Here is a 15,584-nt window from a genome sequence, read left to right as displayed (position 1 = left end):
AAAATAAACTTTATACCATAAATCTTATATTCTATATATTATGTTATTTTCAGGTTAGATGCAATATATATTTTACATTAAGACGCATATATATTACTAATATCTTTTCTCATTTCTGTTATTTTTTGCATCTAAAACCATCCTACAAATAACATTAAAATTATTAATTCACTAGCTTATTAGAACAAACTGGTTAACTATATAATGTTTTAATAAAATATAGATATAATTTAAGAAGGTAAAGTTAATATAGATCAACTAAATAACGCAAAGAAAATGTTTTATTGCATAAAAAAAGGCTCCATTGCTGGAGCGCTCAAAAATAAAATAAGTAAATGAATTAAAACAAATAACAGACAATTTAACTATATAGATTAAATATAAATGAATCTATATATATGCAATATTTCATATAAAAACCTTATTTTTTGATGCTATAATAAGCTTACTCGATGATTGTTATATATTTTTATGGTTTTTAAGCAATATAATACCTTCTTAACACCAAGTGTACAAGTAAAAGAAGACATCTTAATCGGTGTCTTCTTTTCTTATATAATAACACAATAAAATTAAGAAGAGGCAAGTCCGAGGAAGGCACCTTTAGGTGTCTTTTCTTTTAGGGAAAGGAATAAATTTTACCAGGATATATATGAAAATAAATCATCTGATTATAAAATAAAAAACGCTCATTTGAGCGTTTCATCTATATACCTAATAATTACTTTTTCTTCACTGATAACTCTTCTTCAGTAATAATCCCTTAATCCAACAACTCTTTATACTTCAATATTCCATCAGCCCCACGGCTCTCCATGCGTATATTGTATAACGCTTGTTGTATTAACCTTTGATTGTTCCGTTGAAACATTTACTCCATTTAATAGTATGACTGTAATTATTAATCCAATTGAGCTGCTTATGATTCTTTTCATTTTAAAGCCCCTTTCTGAAAACCTTTTTCTTTTTCTTTATATCCTAAATAGAAGTATTCACTAGATTTTATTGAATTTCCTTCTTCATGATATTTAACCGCTAACTTTTCAGCATATTCCTGGACATATTGCCATAAACCTACTTCATTAAAGAAAGAAATTCCTTTAGAAATAGCTAACTCTAATTCTTCAGCAGAAACATTCTCATTCATTCCCTTTAGAATGGTAAAATGATGTTCATATTCTTTTTGTTCTAGTTCATTACAGATTACTAATCCTTTTTCAATTAAAGAGGCTGCAAGCTTTGTTTTTCCTAACTTTAAATTCTCTCTAGCTTCCAAAAAAATCGCTCTAAAGTGATTCGGGATTTTTTGTGATACTTCTGATAAATAACGAAGTGCTAAATCAGATAGGTTTTGCTCTGCATACATAACTCCTAAACTATGTCGAACTCGTAACATTAGCTCTTCTTCATTCTGCTTTTTCAAAATATCCAGAGACGACATAAAATAAACTTCTGCCTGCTCAAATTCATTTAGCTTTACACATGCTAACCCCAGAACATTGTCACATGCTGCGACCTTCCTACTATACCCGTACAGCCCTTCAAATATATTTCTTGCTCTAGTTGCATATTGAATAACTAAAATAGGCTGGCAAACATGATAATAGTAGCTAGATAGCTTAAAGTTAAATTCTGCTTTTTCGATTGGATCCTGAATATTTTCCAACAAAGATTCTGCTATTCCATAATGCTTTTCAGCCACTTTAAAATCACCGTTTACCGTAGCATGAGAAGCCTTAAAGAAATGGTAATAATATAATAAAGATTCATCTGATGGCGCTTCATCTAACTTCATTTTTCTTAGATCATTCTTAGATATGTCAGATTGATGGGGATAAAACTCTGCACTCAACATTTTAAATCTAAAATCTAAAAGTGAATAAAACTCTGTATTCTTTTGATCTTCTTCCATACTATTAACTTTTGTATCAATACTTTGTTTTAATTCCTTTGCCTTAACGAAATTCTGTGAACGAATTTCTCGATACCACTCATGTAAAAGTAAAGTGATTTCTTCCTTTTTTATTACGTGTACACTCATATAGCCCCTTCTCCTTTGTCTATAGATTACTAACATAATAACAAAAATCAGCTGATAAAACATTTAATTTTCTGAATATTATTGTTTCAAAAAATTTCTCAATACAATTTCACCGTTTCAGCTCTTTAAACTTAAAACTTTTTCTGTTTCTTATTCATTTCTATATAAAAAATAACACTTCATTATTGGTAATGATGAAATATGAAAGTCTATCCTCTCATAAAAAAGCCCCTTTTATTTTTTCTCGATGATCGATATTACTTAACATGTAAAAAAAGATTGGGATAGGAGTTCAATACATATTATTCTACTTTTTTTCTTCTTTGTAATTCCATGCTATTTCTACTACTTCTTCGGGATTCAATTCTTCATCATTCCAAAAAATTAAATCACTTGGAGCAGGATGAGGTACACCAGAGTTATTAAATTGATGAACATAGTTACTGTGTTCATCTTCAGGTAAATCAAGATCATAAATTTTTTTTACAAGCTCAAGCAGTTCTGTTTTCGTCATTTTACATGTCATATTTTTCATCCTTCCATTCCATTTATATGATAATGAATTATTATCTATTGTTCTACCAAGGATTACAAAAGAGCACCCAAGAATTATCAAAGATTTTCCTACGTCTGTTCAACCTTTTAGAGAAAAACGGACGGAAATCTCACCGTTACGAAAAGCAAACAGTCTTTGATATCCTCGGCGTTATGTATGAATGTACGTTGTTAAAGAGTTTCAAAGTCGCATAATATTTTTCAAAACACCTTTTTGGTAGTTTTATTTGTTATGCACATTTTTAGTGTAGTCGTAGAAATTTCAAAAAAATACACTCGCATATACCCTCTTGATACCCTTAGCTTGATGGTGATGGGGTACCGCCAGTATTTTGGAAAATAACCACGCTAAGAGTATGCAAGATTTTATAAATTTTTTCGACTCATTCAGTAGCAAACAAGAACCTTAAACCCATGCCAGGATAGGAGTTTATAAAAAGGTGAATCCCTTTTGAAAGTAGGAATTCGCCTTTTTCTTGCTCCTGATAATAGGACGTTACGTTAACCAACCATGAATAAGTATTCATCACAAAAAATCAAGATCTTTCCCGTTGGTTTTTACCCTTTACTAAGGCCTCGCCCTAAACTGTTTATTACACGGTTCACTTGACTACAATCTGCCTCTATCTCATCAAACTCAAGTAACTTTCTCCACATAAACACATGGACTCAACAAATTACTTCTAAAATTTATAAAAAGAAAAGACCTTTTATTTTAATTAAAAGGTCTTTCTTTAAATGTATTTATTAAGATTTATATTTTTTGACTGTACAAGGAATAGTTACAATGTATAAATCTATAGCATAGATTGTAACCCAAATACCTTTACCTTCAGCCGCTAGCTTTTCATTTAATTGTGATAAATGCTCTGAAACTTTTCTTTTACCCCATTTTCTAGGAAACCATTGAAAAACCTTAGGAACATTATGTTTTTTGTTATACCATACGTTCAATCTCCAAAAAATCAAGAAAAACGAGACAATCACTACAATACAAAAAATATCAAAATATGAAATCCCTAAAATCATATAATATATTCTCCATTTCCATTAAAGCTCAGATAATTTTTTTCTTATACAAAATCAGAGAAAGGATTGCACCCTCCCTCCCTCACAATATACAGTTATATATAGCTTATCATACAGTTCTATTAGAGGAAATATCATCGGAATACCCTCGAATTATATCTATCTAAAAACAAAATATAGGCTTTACTCACTTTTACGATACATTTATATGTTACGTTGGGTAAATCCTTTTATAAGCCGTTCTTTTGATGTAGATGCCATTATTCTTAATACAATAGAAATAATTATTGGAATATATATAGGAATAAGAAGATCCCCTCTAGCTTAAGCTAGAGGGGATCCTTCTTACTCCTATTTCAAACTATTCACAAACTCCGCAAAGATTACTTCAAACGCATGCACATCTGCATCTGGATATCCTAAACTTGGTCATACGCCAACGATTACTTTAACAAAGGCTTTCACTAGAAACTTATAGATTATTTAACTGACTCTACTTGTTTCTCTAATTCTCTTCCAAGGAATGTAGCAAGTTCAAGCATACCAAATTGATTCGCTACAGACTCTGCGTCAGAATTATAGTTTGTGTTTGTATTAATATCATACGTATAAATTGTTCCATCCGCACTGCGAATAAATTCAATACCAGCAACGGTAATTTCATTTTCTTTCAAGAACTCTTTGTATTGTTCAATAATTGGCTCGTGGAAGTCCGATATAATTTCAAATTTTGTTGACGTTTCTTTCTTATTCTCTTCTCCTACTGGGCAGAAAGCATCTTGAATCGAGCAAGCATCTGCTGGACAAAGCTCAAATCCCTCTGATGTATCTACTTTAACTGCATATACAAACTGACCGCCTACAAATTCACAACGTGTAATATATGGTTCTGGCGCTTCAATATATTGCTGGATTAAAGTAATTTCATCAATAGGCTCTTCAAACGCCGGACTATCCAAATATTGTTCTAAAGCATCTATGGAATGAAAGAGTTGAACACCAAGGCCTTTCCCTGCACGGTTATGCTTTGTAATGAACGGTACTTCCCCTAACTCCCTTGCTGCTTTTACTATATGATCACGGCCAACAGCACCAATTGTTTTCGGCACTTGTATCCCAAATTTTCTTAATGCTGCATATTGATTCAATTTACTTACTTCAAGGCGTAACGCACGAGACCCGTTAAATACTGTGCGCCCGTATCCCTCTAGCCAAGCAAGAACCCCTTCAGTCAGCTCAGGTGCATATCGATGCCCTCTCGTATGTGAAGAGGCACTCATGCGACTATAAAAAACACCTTTTGGAGGTTCTTGTTCTAACGAAAGTGTTCCTTCATTTAAAAGCCATTCCTCATACGGTAACTCCAGTTCTTCCAACCTTTTCACTAAATGATTCGTCCATTCCTTATTTTCATGTAATATGTAAACTTTACTCATTTGTAATCAATTCCTTTCTTTTTGCTTCAACTAATGGCATCACTTTTTCAGAAAATCGTTTCATCTCTTCAAGCTGTGGTGAAAATTGTAAAAGTAATAACGTAACACCCACTTTTTCAAAAGCAAGTATTCTTTCTGCAATTTGTTCTGGTGTTCCGATTAAATTAGGACGTAACCCGCGATTCGATACGGAATAATCATTGAGCTTCACTTGCTGTTCCAACTGCGATTTACTCACAAAATCTTGGTAACCCGCGTAACCTAACGCATCATCTTTCACATCCGTTATGCGTCTCCATTCCTCTAATGCCTCTTCTTCTGTATCACGACAAATAACGTAAGCCGCGAGCCCGAATGACTGCAATGGCTCCTCTGTAACTTTCTTTCTACGATTCTTCATATCTTCTATTTTCACAGATACTTCTTCCACTGTTCCACCATGCATTACATATGCATCCGCGTAATTTACAATGACCTCTTTTCCTCGCTCACTCTCACCACCTGCATAAAGCTTAATGCCTTGTTTCTGCACAGGTTTTGGACTTAAATGCGTATGATGCAGCTCATAAAAGTTCCCCTTATAAGAAAACTCTTCTTCTTTCCAAAGGCCCTTCAAAACTGTTACAAATTCTTCTGTGCGATCATACCTTTCATCATGTGCGGTAAATACTCCGCCGTACTGTCTCGCTTCTTCTTCCCACCATGCTGAAACTACATTCAATGTAAAACGGCCATTACTTAATTGATCGATATTTGCTGCCATTTTCGCTGTAACAGCTGGATTGTGGAATCCAGGTCTGACAGCTGTCATAATCTCTAATCTATCCGTCACTGCTGCAAGTGCTGCCGCAGTTGTCCACGCTTCTAAACTTGGTGCTGACACACCTTTTATATCATTTAAGTTTAATTCTGCAATAAGCGTTGTTGAAAAACCTAATTGTTCTGCCGCTTGCGCTGTTTGTTTTGCATACTCAAACGTAGGCGGCATAGATTCATCATCTACATTTCGAAGCCATCCCCCAAAAATCGGTAACCAAAAACCATACTCCACTACCTATTCCCCCTTTATCTTTTAGCCATAAAAAAAGCTACTCTTATCGAAATAAGAGTAGCCTTCTTGACTAAGTGAACCGCTCTTATCTTTCAGGTGTTTTTTCACCTGCAGGATTTGGCACCTTTCGTCTAAAACGAGGTTGCCGAAGTTTCATAGGGCCCGTCCCTCCACTTCTCAGCATAAGAATTGTTTGATTTCCATTTATTATAATCATCAGAATAATAAAAATCAATCCTTTAATACTTATTTTTCCGATAAACATTAAATGATATATGAAATCATATTGTTATAGAGAATTATAGGATTATTATGTTGTTTTACTTACGAATATATAAAGGGCTATGTTGTATCATGTCGAAAACATCATGTATAACCAAGTTGCTTTACTTCTATCTTAAAAACACAGCAAATGAGGTGTTAGTAGCATGAAAAATAAACGATGCGAGAATTGTGGTTCTACTACATTTAAAGAAGGCAGAGTTGGCTTTGCTTATCATGCATATGTTTGTGAAGATGATTCTAGTAGGCTCTTTTCAGCGGGGAAACGTTCCAAGCTATTAACTACATTTTGTTTAGAATGTGGTGAGGTGAAATCATTTAGAGTGGAGAAGCCGGAGATATTTGAAGAATAAAATAATACTAACTACATATTATGAAGATGGTTATTAATGATGGCAACATTCAAGCATTTCGCTTACCTTTACAATTGGAATATTGGGTACTTTCATCTATAGGTGCTGCTTCACTAGGAAAAATCCGTTCCTCTGTAAAGTTGTTTTCGGAATAACAGACACGAAATTGCATGTTAAATGCAAATAAACAAGGAACCTATTAGTCGGTTCCTTGTTTATTTAGCTAAAGCAGACTCCTTTGGAAAACCCAAATAAAAGTTAAATCAACTCCTATTTAACATTTCCCTTCAAATATATGACAGTAAAGAATACATCATCACGGTGTCAGCAAGCAAAAGTGTATTCTGCATTTCTAAAAACAGTAGATGGCAGATTGTGACCTGCTGAATCTGCTAAGAAAGAATATACAAGAACATCCTTAACATCATCTTTATTTCCACTAATAATAACATCAAGAAAATCTTCTATTTGGAATTCTGGAGTAAATAACACAATCTTAGTTGTTCTGTTTGGTTCTAAAGAAACAAAAGTACGAGAGATTTCAACTAATTCATTTTGAGTTGGGAAAGAAGTGTTTGGACTTCTCTTAACAGTTACCGTTACATTACTAGTATGGCAGCGTGAATCATTGTTTAACATAATGTTGAGAGCAGTTGGAATAATCCCATTTTCAGAAACTGGAACTCGAAACACTCCCGTAGATTTATGAGCCATATAATCACATCCTTTCAAAATAAAATATACTTACAATATATTAGATGCAAAAAACGTTCATTTTGATAGAGACAAATTACTGATATGTGGTACATATGTGAAGAAATCAAATTGGCAATGGAAATAGACTTTAAACTAGACAAATAAAAGTTGATCGATATTGTCAAAAAACAAAAAAACTCTAACTAATTCGTCATGGCGATTTAGTTAGAGTTTTTTTGTTTGAAGTATTCACGAGTATCTACCCTTATCTTTTCAGGTAAAACAATATCAAGTTCTTTATCTAACCATGCAAGAGTCTTTTTACGAAGAAACTCACGCATGTGTTCTTCTGCTTCAAGCATTACTAAGTTAATTGTACAAGAAGAATTGCTAGGGTCACAAGAATTACAAGCGTCGTCTCGATATAGTAGGCCATTCTGTACAATATTTTTACATTGAAAAATAGGTTTTGGGCCTTCGACGGCTTCTATTACATCCCAAAAAGAGATATCTTCTGGAGACTTAGCTAACCTATATCCTCCCTTTACACCTGGGACAGAATTCACAATGTCAGCTTTAGATAATTTACCGAAAACTTTTGAAAGAAATGTTTCAGAAAGTCCTTGAAACTCTGCCAAATCTTTTATTCCAACACTTTCCTTGGAAGGAGTATTAATTAAATAAACTAGGCAATGCAAGGCATATTCAACCCCAACACTATATTGCATATACAAATCACCTGCTTTTTATTTTAAGGGTTATCAAATTGTATCTTAGGACCATTTAGAATTTTAGTCAAATAAAAAAAGGCTCTTTTAGAATAGTATGTATTTCATTTGACAAAAATAATTTCAGAGCTTATATTAAAGACTAATTTAATCGACGATTAACTTAGTCGGCAATTAAAACGTAAAAACTTTTAAAAAGGGGAAATACAAATGAACAAAACACTTATCATAAACGCACATCCGAAAGTGGATGATACATCATCAGTCAGCATTAAGGTTCTTAACCACTTTTTAGTATCTTATAAAGAATTAATTCCTAATAATGAAACGATTGAACAGATTAATTTATACGATGATGTAGTACCAATGATAGATAAAACTGTTTTAAGCGCATGGGAAAAGCAAGGAAATGGACAGAAGTTAACTGATGAAGAACAAAAAGTAACAGAGCGTATGTCCGAAATTTTACAACAATTTAAAAGTGCAAATACGTATGTTATCGTATTACCTTTGCACAACTTTAATATTCCATCAAAGTTAAAAGATTACATGGACAATATTATGATTGCACGTGAAACATTTAAATATACTGAAACTGGATCAGTGGGATTACTTAAAGATGGAAGAAGAATGCTTGTTATACAAGCAAGTGGAGGAATCTATACAAATGATGATTGGTATACAGAAGTGGAATACTCTCATAAATATTTAAAAGCAATGTTTAATTTCCTAGGTATTGAAGATTATCAAATAGTTCGTGCACAAGGAACAGCAGTACTAGATCCAACTGAAGTATTACAAAATGCATATAAAGAAGTTGAAGAAGCAGCTTCCAGATTGGCTAACAAATAAATTTTTTCACTGGAAGAATGATGTTTATAATTAAAGATCCCCTCCACCACAAGGCAGAGGGGACTTTCCAATTCCTATTTCAAACTACCCGCAATCTCCGTAAAGATAACTCCAAGTGCATGTGCACCTGCATCTGGGTAGCCTAAACTTCTTTCACCAACTGTACCGGCGCGGCCCATGCGAGCTACGATTTCTTTCGTGTACTCTGCTCCTTTAACCGCTGCTTCTGCACCTTTTTCAAAGGCAGTTTTCATGTCTTCTTCGTTTGAAGCGCTAGCTAACCAAGAGTCTACACATGGAGCAAGTGCATCAACAAGTGTTTTATCACCAACTACTGCTCCTCTACCGAATGATCTTTCACCGATAGATTGTATACCTTGCAGTGCCGCTTGTAACATTTCACCGAATTCTTTCACTGTTAGCTCACGTTTTTCGCCAGCTGCTTTACTAGCTGCGCGGAATGCCCCGCCCCAAATTGGACCAGATGCGCCGCCGCAATGTTCCATAATAATCATGGAACAACCGTCAAGGAATGATCCGATTGTTACGTTCTCTTGGTCTACGATAGAATGCCACTCACGTTTTAATTGCTTAAATCCTTTTGCCACACTCATTCCGAAGTCGCCATCACCAGCGTGCGTGTCTAACTCACAGAACGGTACTTCATTTTTAATAATAACGTCGCTCATTTTATCAACGAGATAAATCATGTTGTTTAATGTAATAACATTATCCTTAATAACAGCGTGCTCTTCCGCCGTTTCTATTTCAAAGGAAACTTCCTTCTCTTCTGTCTCTTCAAGAACATTCACGTACTCTACACTTTCAACTGGTCCATCTACTTTAAACGCTGGTGTATTACATTCTTTAGATAGTAATGTTTTTAACTCATCGTCTAGTTTCATTACTGTTAAAGACATACCAGCCATATCGATACTCGTCATATAGTTTCCGACAAATACTCTATTAATTTTAATGTTTCTAGCAGCTAATTCTCTCGTAACTGCGTTGTTAAATAAGTAAAGTTCTTGCAGTGGTGTTCCGCCAAAACCGTTAACTAAAAGCGCAATTTCTTCACCATCTTTTACTCCTAAATCTTTTACAAGATCGTTTGCCATACGGTTCGCTAATTCATCTGCTGACAACATTTTTTCACGTTTAATTCCTGGTTCACCGTGAATACCTACGCCGTATTCCATTTCATCTTCCGCAAGTGTGAAAGTAGGTGATCCGCTCGCTGGAACTGTACAAGAAGTTAACGCTAAACCGATTGTGCGCACGTTAGCAGCTGCTTTTTCTGCGACAGCTTTCACCGCTCCTAAATCCATACCTGCTTCCGCTGCTGCACCGGCAATTTTATGGACTAAAATAACGCCCGCAACGCCGCGTCGTCCTACTGTATATAGACTATCTTCTACCGCAATATCATCGTCCACTTTTACGTAGTCGACTTCAATTCCATCTTCCGTTGCTAAATGCGCTCCGTTTTTGAAATTCATAATATCGCCGCTGTAATTTTTAATAATTAATAACGTTCCTTTTTTACTAGCTGTCTCTTTAATCGCTTGATACACCTGAATTTGTGAAGGCGAAGCAAACACATCTCCGCACACTGCCGCATCTAACATTCCTTTTCCAACTAGTCCTGCATGCGCTGGCTCATGACCACTACCGCCGCCACTAATTAATGTTACTTTATTTTCGTTCATTTCTTTCTTCTTAATGACTTTATATTTTTTCAAAAGCTCAAGCTCTGGATGAGCCATCACCATTCCGTTGCACATTTCCATTACTAATGTTTCTGGTTTGTTTATAATCTTTTTCATTGTGATTCTCCCTCAATTCCTTTAATATATTGTGATATATTTGAAATCTTCTTCTTACTATCCATGTTAAAATGAAAGCGTTTTATAGTAAACGGACAAAATGGACAATCTGTCTAAAGACACCGCTCTCATTTCTCGGTAGGATTTTCATATTAATAACATTCTAGGGATGATTCACATGACCTCTTCTATAATTTCTAAAAAGATAATCGCAAATTCATTGAAGTATTTAATGGAAACAGAGTCGTTTCATAAAATATCAGTGAGCGATATTATGTTACACTGTCAAATGCGTAGGCAAACTTTTTATTATCATTTTAAAGATAAATTTGAACTATTAAGCTGGATTTATAGAGAAGAAACGAAAGAGAACATTATCGACTTTCTCGACTATGAAACGTGGGAAAACATTTTCGATTTATTATTTGATTACTTTTATGAAAATCAAAAATTTTACCGAAATGCTTTTAAAGTCATTGAGCAAAACTCGTTTAATCACTATTTATTTGAGCATACGAAAAACTTATATATGAAGATTATTGATGAATTATCTGTGAGCTGTGGATTCAGCCTTTCTGATGAGACAAAAAATACGATTGCCTCCTTTTATAGTCACGGCTTCGTTGGAACGATAAAAGATTGGATTGAAAGCAAATGCGAAGTAGATCCTTCCATTATGTCTTCTCTCATGAAAAATATGATAAACAATCAATTACTACTATTACTGGAACAATCAGCAAAGTAATTAAAGGGTGGCAAAAGCAATGAAAAAGATTATGAATGATGTAGAAAATGTTGTTCAAGATATGATGCATGGCTTTTATTTTGAACATAACGAAAAAGTAAATTACGATGAAACAAATAACATCATTTATGTAAAAGATATAGAAAAACTGACGCAAAACGTTGTTATCATAAGCGGCGGTGGTAGCGGACATGAACCTGCTGATATAGGTTATGTAGGAAAAGGCATGCTTACAGCGGCCGTAAACGGCAGTATTTTCACTCCGCCTACAGTGGAACAAATTATTGCGGCAACTCGCCTCATGCCAAAAAATAAAAGTATTTTATTCATCATCAAAAACTTTAAAAATGACGTAGCAAACTTTCTTGCGGCTGAACAAGTTGCTAAAGAAGAAGGAAGACAAATTGACCACATTATCGTAAATGATGACGTTTCAATTGAAGATGATGCTTCTTTTAATAAAAGAAGACGAGGCGTCGCTGGTACTGTTTTCGTTCAAAAAATACTTGGTGCGGCTGCTCTTGAAGACCATTCTTTAGAAGAATTAACAATGCTTGGGCAATCTATCATCAAAAACTTACACACATTAGGAGTCGCACTTTCACCTGCAAACGATCCAGTGAAAGGAAAAGCTTCGTTCTCATTAAACGACGATGAAGTCTTTTACGGAGTCGGCATTCACGGCGAAAAAGGTTACCGTAAAGAAGCACTATCCTCTTCTGAAATATTAGCGATCGAACTAATGAATAAATTAAAAAGCATTTACCGCTGGAGAAAAGGCGACAACTTCGCTATTCTCATTAACGGATTAGGCGCAACTCCACTAATGGAACAATACATTTTCGCAAATGATATTCGCCGTTTATGTGAGCTGGAAGGTTTACAAATTACATTCGTAAAAGTTGGTACGCTGCTTACTTCTTTAGATATGAAAGGTGTTTCGCTCAGTTTGCTTAAGGTGGAGGATTCGGATTGGGTGCAGTGGTTGAAAGAAAGTACTGAAACTGCTAGTTGGTAATACAAATAGGTTGGCTTCAATGGGCCAACCTATTTTTGTACGTAATTCAGCTATTAAAAAAATTCTGCCCTCAATATTACAGCAAATTTACATTAAAAATGTAAATCCTCATTTCCTTCGTATTTTCCTTTATTAAGTCTTTTTCTTATGAATAATTCTGCAACAATTAAATTAGGTACCCACGCTAACCAAGCAATAATAGCGTAGCTAAGTTCAAACCGCTCTATTCCAAATAGAACGATAAACAACGGTAGCCAAATTCTTAATGTAACTGCTCCAAAGGTTAAAGAATAATTTCTAACCATCCAATTCCGATGGTCTTTAATTTTTTTATTCTTAACTCTATGTAACGCTTGATATGCTGATGTTAGCCAAAATACGGATAACAAACCGAAACCTAACTTCGCTACCAACCCTCCCGTAGCATAAAAAGATAGATATAGTCCAGAAACGCCTCCTAATAATATACCAACCATATAGATTCTCCCAACTATTCGATGACGGTTGATATTCCTTTCTCTAAATTTAGTCGATAATGTAAAAGGACCAATTACTAATGCTACTATACTAGTTGTAATATGTATAAATAACATCATATACCAGAATTCACTTAATTTAGATCCAAACATAAGCTTCGCTTGTACAAGTCCTGTTTGAAATCCATCCATAATAAAATATTGGACAACAACATAACCAGATACTAAAAGAGCAAAAAAAGTAAATACAAACCAAATTTTCCTGTTCAAATTTTACTGCCTCCTTATTACATTAAGGAATTAGATTATACATTACTGTTCATTCTAGAGAAAAATAGAAAAGCCTTCTTCATATATAAAAACCCTCAAGTATATCGCTCTATACTTGAGGGTTTGCTCATCTATTTCCTCTCATCTCTCATTTTCTTACATCAATAGTTAGCTCTTCTGTAATCTGCTCAAGATGGAAAAATCTTTTTATATAATGGATATGTGACCATTTCTCTTCTCCACCAATAATAAATAATTCTTGCGCATCATACATAAATGAAAAGCTTGGGTAAAAACTGTCAGCCTTTATTTCAATCTCATCATTACGATTACTGATAATCTTACAGTCTGCTGAATAGCTTAATAACGTATAGAGCGAATCTTGTGCTGATTGGAAGAAATACGAGAATCATTTTATAAACGAGATAGCACAAGAACATAATCACCTCACTAAAGGATGACAGGTCTTCCAAATAAAGCTGGATGATAAATTAACATCGCACCTACAAATGAACACACTAAACAAAAAACGGCCTCGTATTTTATGACTAAAGAAGAGTTCGTGTCAAGCTTTTTCCCCTCTCTTTTACATATCATTTTAAATAAAACTCTATATAATACATACCCAATAATCGCCCCGAGGGTATTCGTAAATAAATCATCAATATCTGTAATTCTATTATTTAGTAATTGATTTAACTCAATTGCCAATGAAAAAAAGAATCCCGCACATACGGTGTTTTTCATTTTTCTAAACTGTGGCCAAATAGTCGGTAATAAAAAACCGAACGGCATAAACAGTACAATGTTCAAAAGATACGTAGTACTACCTGCCGTATCAAATAGAGTCAAGTTAATTTGACTGACACGAATCCACTTTTCATATCTACTTATATCCCATACAGTCGCGATTTGAGTCACCTTATACACTAGCGAAAGGTAGAACAGAAAAACATATACCCATAAAAAATGCCGAATAGATATATTTCCTTTCGCTTTAAAATAACATCCAATTTGAAACACAATACAAAAAATAATAGTAAAAAAATAAGTATACAAATAACTAATCAAAACTTCTGTATGCATGTAGAATCCCCTAACTTTACATTTTCATCTATGACTTTGTCGTTTTTAGCCTTCTTCTTGATGTAACTCATTTATAGGATAGGAAAAACTTTTAAAATAAAAAGTGGGGTAAACATAAAATTTTTCTTAAATCTTCAGTTTGGTTTTATTATTACTCTTCTTAGGAATCCCCCATTGATAGCTAGGCAACAACATGCTTAAATCTAACAATATTATCATTTTTGCACGTAATCCTCGTAGTACTTTAACCGATGAAGCATATATAAAATCATGTGAATCGTTTGTTCAGTTAACACATGAAATTAAGAAATATATGACGTACTATAATCACTCTTACTATCAATAGAATTTAAAGAAGATAACTCCTGCTTGCATACAGAAATCATCTTTTTTAGGTTGCCTAACTTTTTTTAGAATGTCCTTTACAAAGGGTACAGATCAAGAGCACCTTATTCCTATTCAAGGGGATCAACTATACCTTCTTCCCTTAAAATTACTAAAACCCATTTACAAATCTATAAAAGTAGATATAATATCCTTATGGAACCTTTATTAATTTATAAAGCATTGTCAAATGAAACAAGATGTCAAATTTTATCATGGTTGAAAAATCCAGAAAACCATTTCGATGAAAAACCTTATCTAGAACAAGACCTTAACTTTCAAGTTGGAGTATGTGTAGGAGATATCCAGCTTAAAACTGGCTTAGCCCAATCGGTTATTTCTAGTTATTTATTAACTATGAAAAAAGCAGGCTTACTAGAGTCTGACCGAATTGGAAAATGGACCTACTATCGTCGAAATGAAAAAACAATACGAGAGTTTTCTGAATACGTCCAAAACGAATTATAAAATGAAAACTAATGATCAATCAGCATACTAATTGATCATTAGTTTTCACACATTCTGCTTTTTTACAGGTATCCAATTACTTTTTTTATAAATTGCACTGCCTATAAAAGCAAGAAACATCGAAAGGAGAATTTTTTTTAACATATCATATCTAGTTATTTAGATATCTGTTATTGTATTTAGAATTACATACTCCTGATAATATTGGCATCCAATCATGCTTATAATAATGCTTCTTTGTTAATGAATTTACTTTCAAAATACTGATACGAATGGAGAGTTTAATAA

The 15,584-nt window shown here is 33.8% G+C and carries 16 protein-coding genes, 3 pseudogenes and 1 riboswitch; of the genes and pseudogenes, 7 read left to right on the top strand and 12 right to left on the bottom strand.

The genetic code is table 11. From position 1 onward, the window contains the following. Window positions 1-797 precede the first annotated feature (797 nt). From DN389_RS21640 to DN389_RS21630, 3 genes are all read right to left on the bottom strand, one after another. On the bottom strand, window positions 798-935 hold the full coding sequence (locus tag DN389_RS21640; protein WP_088121473.1) for a Phr family secreted Rap phosphatase inhibitor: 138 nt from the start codon (window positions 933-935) through the stop codon (window positions 798-800). Then, on the bottom strand, window positions 932-2,041 hold the full coding sequence (locus DN389_RS21635) for a response regulator aspartate phosphatase (RefSeq protein ID WP_098189583.1): 1,110 nt from the start codon (window positions 2,039-2,041) through the stop codon (window positions 932-934). The genes DN389_RS21640 and DN389_RS21635 overlap by 4 nt, the downstream gene beginning before the upstream one ends. A 307-nt stretch (window positions 2,042-2,348) precedes the next feature. Continuing rightward, a complete protein-coding gene (locus tag DN389_RS21630; RefSeq protein ID WP_098189582.1) occupies window positions 2,349-2,567 on the bottom strand; it encodes a bacteriocin immunity protein in 219 nt (72 codons plus the stop codon). 5 nt (window positions 2,568-2,572) lie between these two features. Here DN389_RS21630 and DN389_RS21625 point away from each other — a divergent pair. Then, window positions 2,573-2,791 (top strand): annotated as a pseudogene (locus tag DN389_RS21625) (IS4 family transposase); the annotation flags it as partial. 552 nt (window positions 2,792-3,343) lie between these two features. Here the strand turns inward: DN389_RS21625 and DN389_RS21620 are convergent. From DN389_RS21620 to DN389_RS21610, 3 genes are all read right to left on the bottom strand, one after another. After that, window positions 3,344-3,625 (bottom strand): hypothetical protein, encoded by a 282-nt coding sequence (locus DN389_RS21620; RefSeq protein WP_048551443.1) that lies wholly within the window; start codon window positions 3,623-3,625, stop codon window positions 3,344-3,346. Between the two features lie 479 nt (window positions 3,626-4,104). Beyond that, a complete protein-coding gene (locus DN389_RS21615; RefSeq protein WP_149237610.1) occupies window positions 4,105-5,061 on the bottom strand; it encodes an ATP-grasp domain-containing protein in 957 nt (318 codons plus the stop codon). Continuing rightward, window positions 5,054-6,112, bottom strand: coding sequence for an LLM class flavin-dependent oxidoreductase (locus DN389_RS21610; protein WP_098189580.1), 1,059 nt, complete (start codon window positions 6,110-6,112; stop codon window positions 5,054-5,056). Before DN389_RS21610 ends, DN389_RS21615 begins: the two co-directional genes overlap by 8 nt. An 82-nt stretch (window positions 6,113-6,194) precedes the next feature. Further along, window positions 6,195-6,301, bottom strand: a riboswitch (SAM riboswitch). A gap of 239 nt (window positions 6,302-6,540) precedes the next feature. Between DN389_RS21610 and DN389_RS21605 the strand changes: the two genes are divergently transcribed. Continuing rightward, window positions 6,541-6,747 carry a hypothetical protein gene (locus tag DN389_RS21605; RefSeq protein ID WP_088121469.1) on the top strand — a complete coding sequence of 69 codons (207 nt, stop codon included), beginning with the start codon at window positions 6,541-6,543 and terminating at the stop codon, window positions 6,745-6,747. Window positions 6,748-7,071: 324 nt separating this feature from the next. On the opposite strand, the gene DN389_RS21600 is transcribed toward DN389_RS21605, so the two are convergent. Then, a complete protein-coding gene (locus tag DN389_RS21600; RefSeq protein WP_029437700.1) occupies window positions 7,072-7,461 on the bottom strand; it encodes a hypothetical protein in 390 nt (129 codons plus the stop codon). A 203-nt stretch (window positions 7,462-7,664) separates the two neighbouring features. After that, the gene (locus DN389_RS21595; protein ID WP_063222022.1) at window positions 7,665-8,171 is read right to left on the bottom strand and encodes an RrF2 family transcriptional regulator; all 507 of its coding nucleotides are present in this window, start codon (window positions 8,169-8,171) and stop codon (window positions 7,665-7,667) included. Between the two features lie 210 nt (window positions 8,172-8,381). Between DN389_RS21595 and DN389_RS21590 the strand changes: the two genes are divergently transcribed. Beyond that, window positions 8,382-9,023, top strand: coding sequence for an FMN-dependent NADH-azoreductase (locus DN389_RS21590; protein ID WP_060489122.1), 642 nt, complete (start codon window positions 8,382-8,384; stop codon window positions 9,021-9,023). Between the two features lie 74 nt (window positions 9,024-9,097). Here DN389_RS21590 and dhaK read toward each other — a convergent pair whose 3' ends face one another. Then, the gene (gene dhaK / locus DN389_RS21585) at window positions 9,098-10,849 is read right to left on the bottom strand and encodes a dihydroxyacetone kinase subunit DhaK (RefSeq protein ID WP_098189578.1); all 1,752 of its coding nucleotides are present in this window, start codon (window positions 10,847-10,849) and stop codon (window positions 9,098-9,100) included. A gap of 178 nt (window positions 10,850-11,027) precedes the next feature. Between dhaK and dhaS the strand changes: the two genes are divergently transcribed. Further along, the gene (gene dhaS / locus DN389_RS21575) at window positions 11,028-11,594 is read left to right on the top strand and encodes a dihydroxyacetone kinase transcriptional activator DhaS (protein WP_000204220.1); all 567 of its coding nucleotides are present in this window, start codon (window positions 11,028-11,030) and stop codon (window positions 11,592-11,594) included. A 19-nt stretch (window positions 11,595-11,613) separates the two neighbouring features. Then, the gene (dhaQ, locus tag DN389_RS21570; RefSeq protein WP_098189577.1) at window positions 11,614-12,612 is read left to right on the top strand and encodes a DhaKLM operon coactivator DhaQ; all 999 of its coding nucleotides are present in this window, start codon (window positions 11,614-11,616) and stop codon (window positions 12,610-12,612) included. A 92-nt stretch (window positions 12,613-12,704) separates the two neighbouring features. Here the strand turns inward: dhaQ and DN389_RS21565 are convergent, their stop codons facing one another. From DN389_RS21565 to DN389_RS21555, 3 genes and pseudogenes are all read right to left on the bottom strand, one after another. After that, window positions 12,705-13,358: a DUF2306 domain-containing protein gene (locus tag DN389_RS21565; protein ID WP_149237609.1), complete on the bottom strand. Its 654-nt coding sequence runs from the start codon at window positions 13,356-13,358 to the stop codon at window positions 12,705-12,707. Between the two features lie 148 nt (window positions 13,359-13,506). Further along, a pseudogene (locus DN389_RS21560) lies at window positions 13,507-13,761 on the bottom strand (hypothetical protein); the annotation flags it as partial. Between the two features lie 47 nt (window positions 13,762-13,808). Then, window positions 13,809-14,444: a VanZ family protein gene (locus tag DN389_RS21555; protein ID WP_149237608.1), complete on the bottom strand. Its 636-nt coding sequence runs from the start codon at window positions 14,442-14,444 to the stop codon at window positions 13,809-13,811. Window positions 14,445-14,688: 244 nt separating this feature from the next. On the opposite strand from DN389_RS21555, the pseudogene DN389_RS28915 reads away from it, so the two are divergent. Beyond that, a pseudogene (locus tag DN389_RS28915) lies at window positions 14,689-14,790 on the top strand (TetR family transcriptional regulator); the annotation flags it as partial. Window positions 14,791-14,984: 194 nt separating this feature from the next. Beyond that, window positions 14,985-15,296 carry an ArsR/SmtB family transcription factor gene (locus tag DN389_RS21545; RefSeq protein WP_000433539.1) on the top strand — a complete coding sequence of 104 codons (312 nt, stop codon included), beginning with the start codon at window positions 14,985-14,987 and terminating at the stop codon, window positions 15,294-15,296. Window positions 15,297-15,584: the final 288 nt, after the last annotated feature.

Source organism: Bacillus sp. AY3-1 (assembly GCF_008368785.1).
Lineage (GTDB): Bacteria > Bacillota > Bacilli > Bacillales > Bacillaceae_G > Bacillus_A > Bacillus_A wiedmannii.
This window is presented reverse-complemented; position numbering and strand designations above follow the sequence as displayed.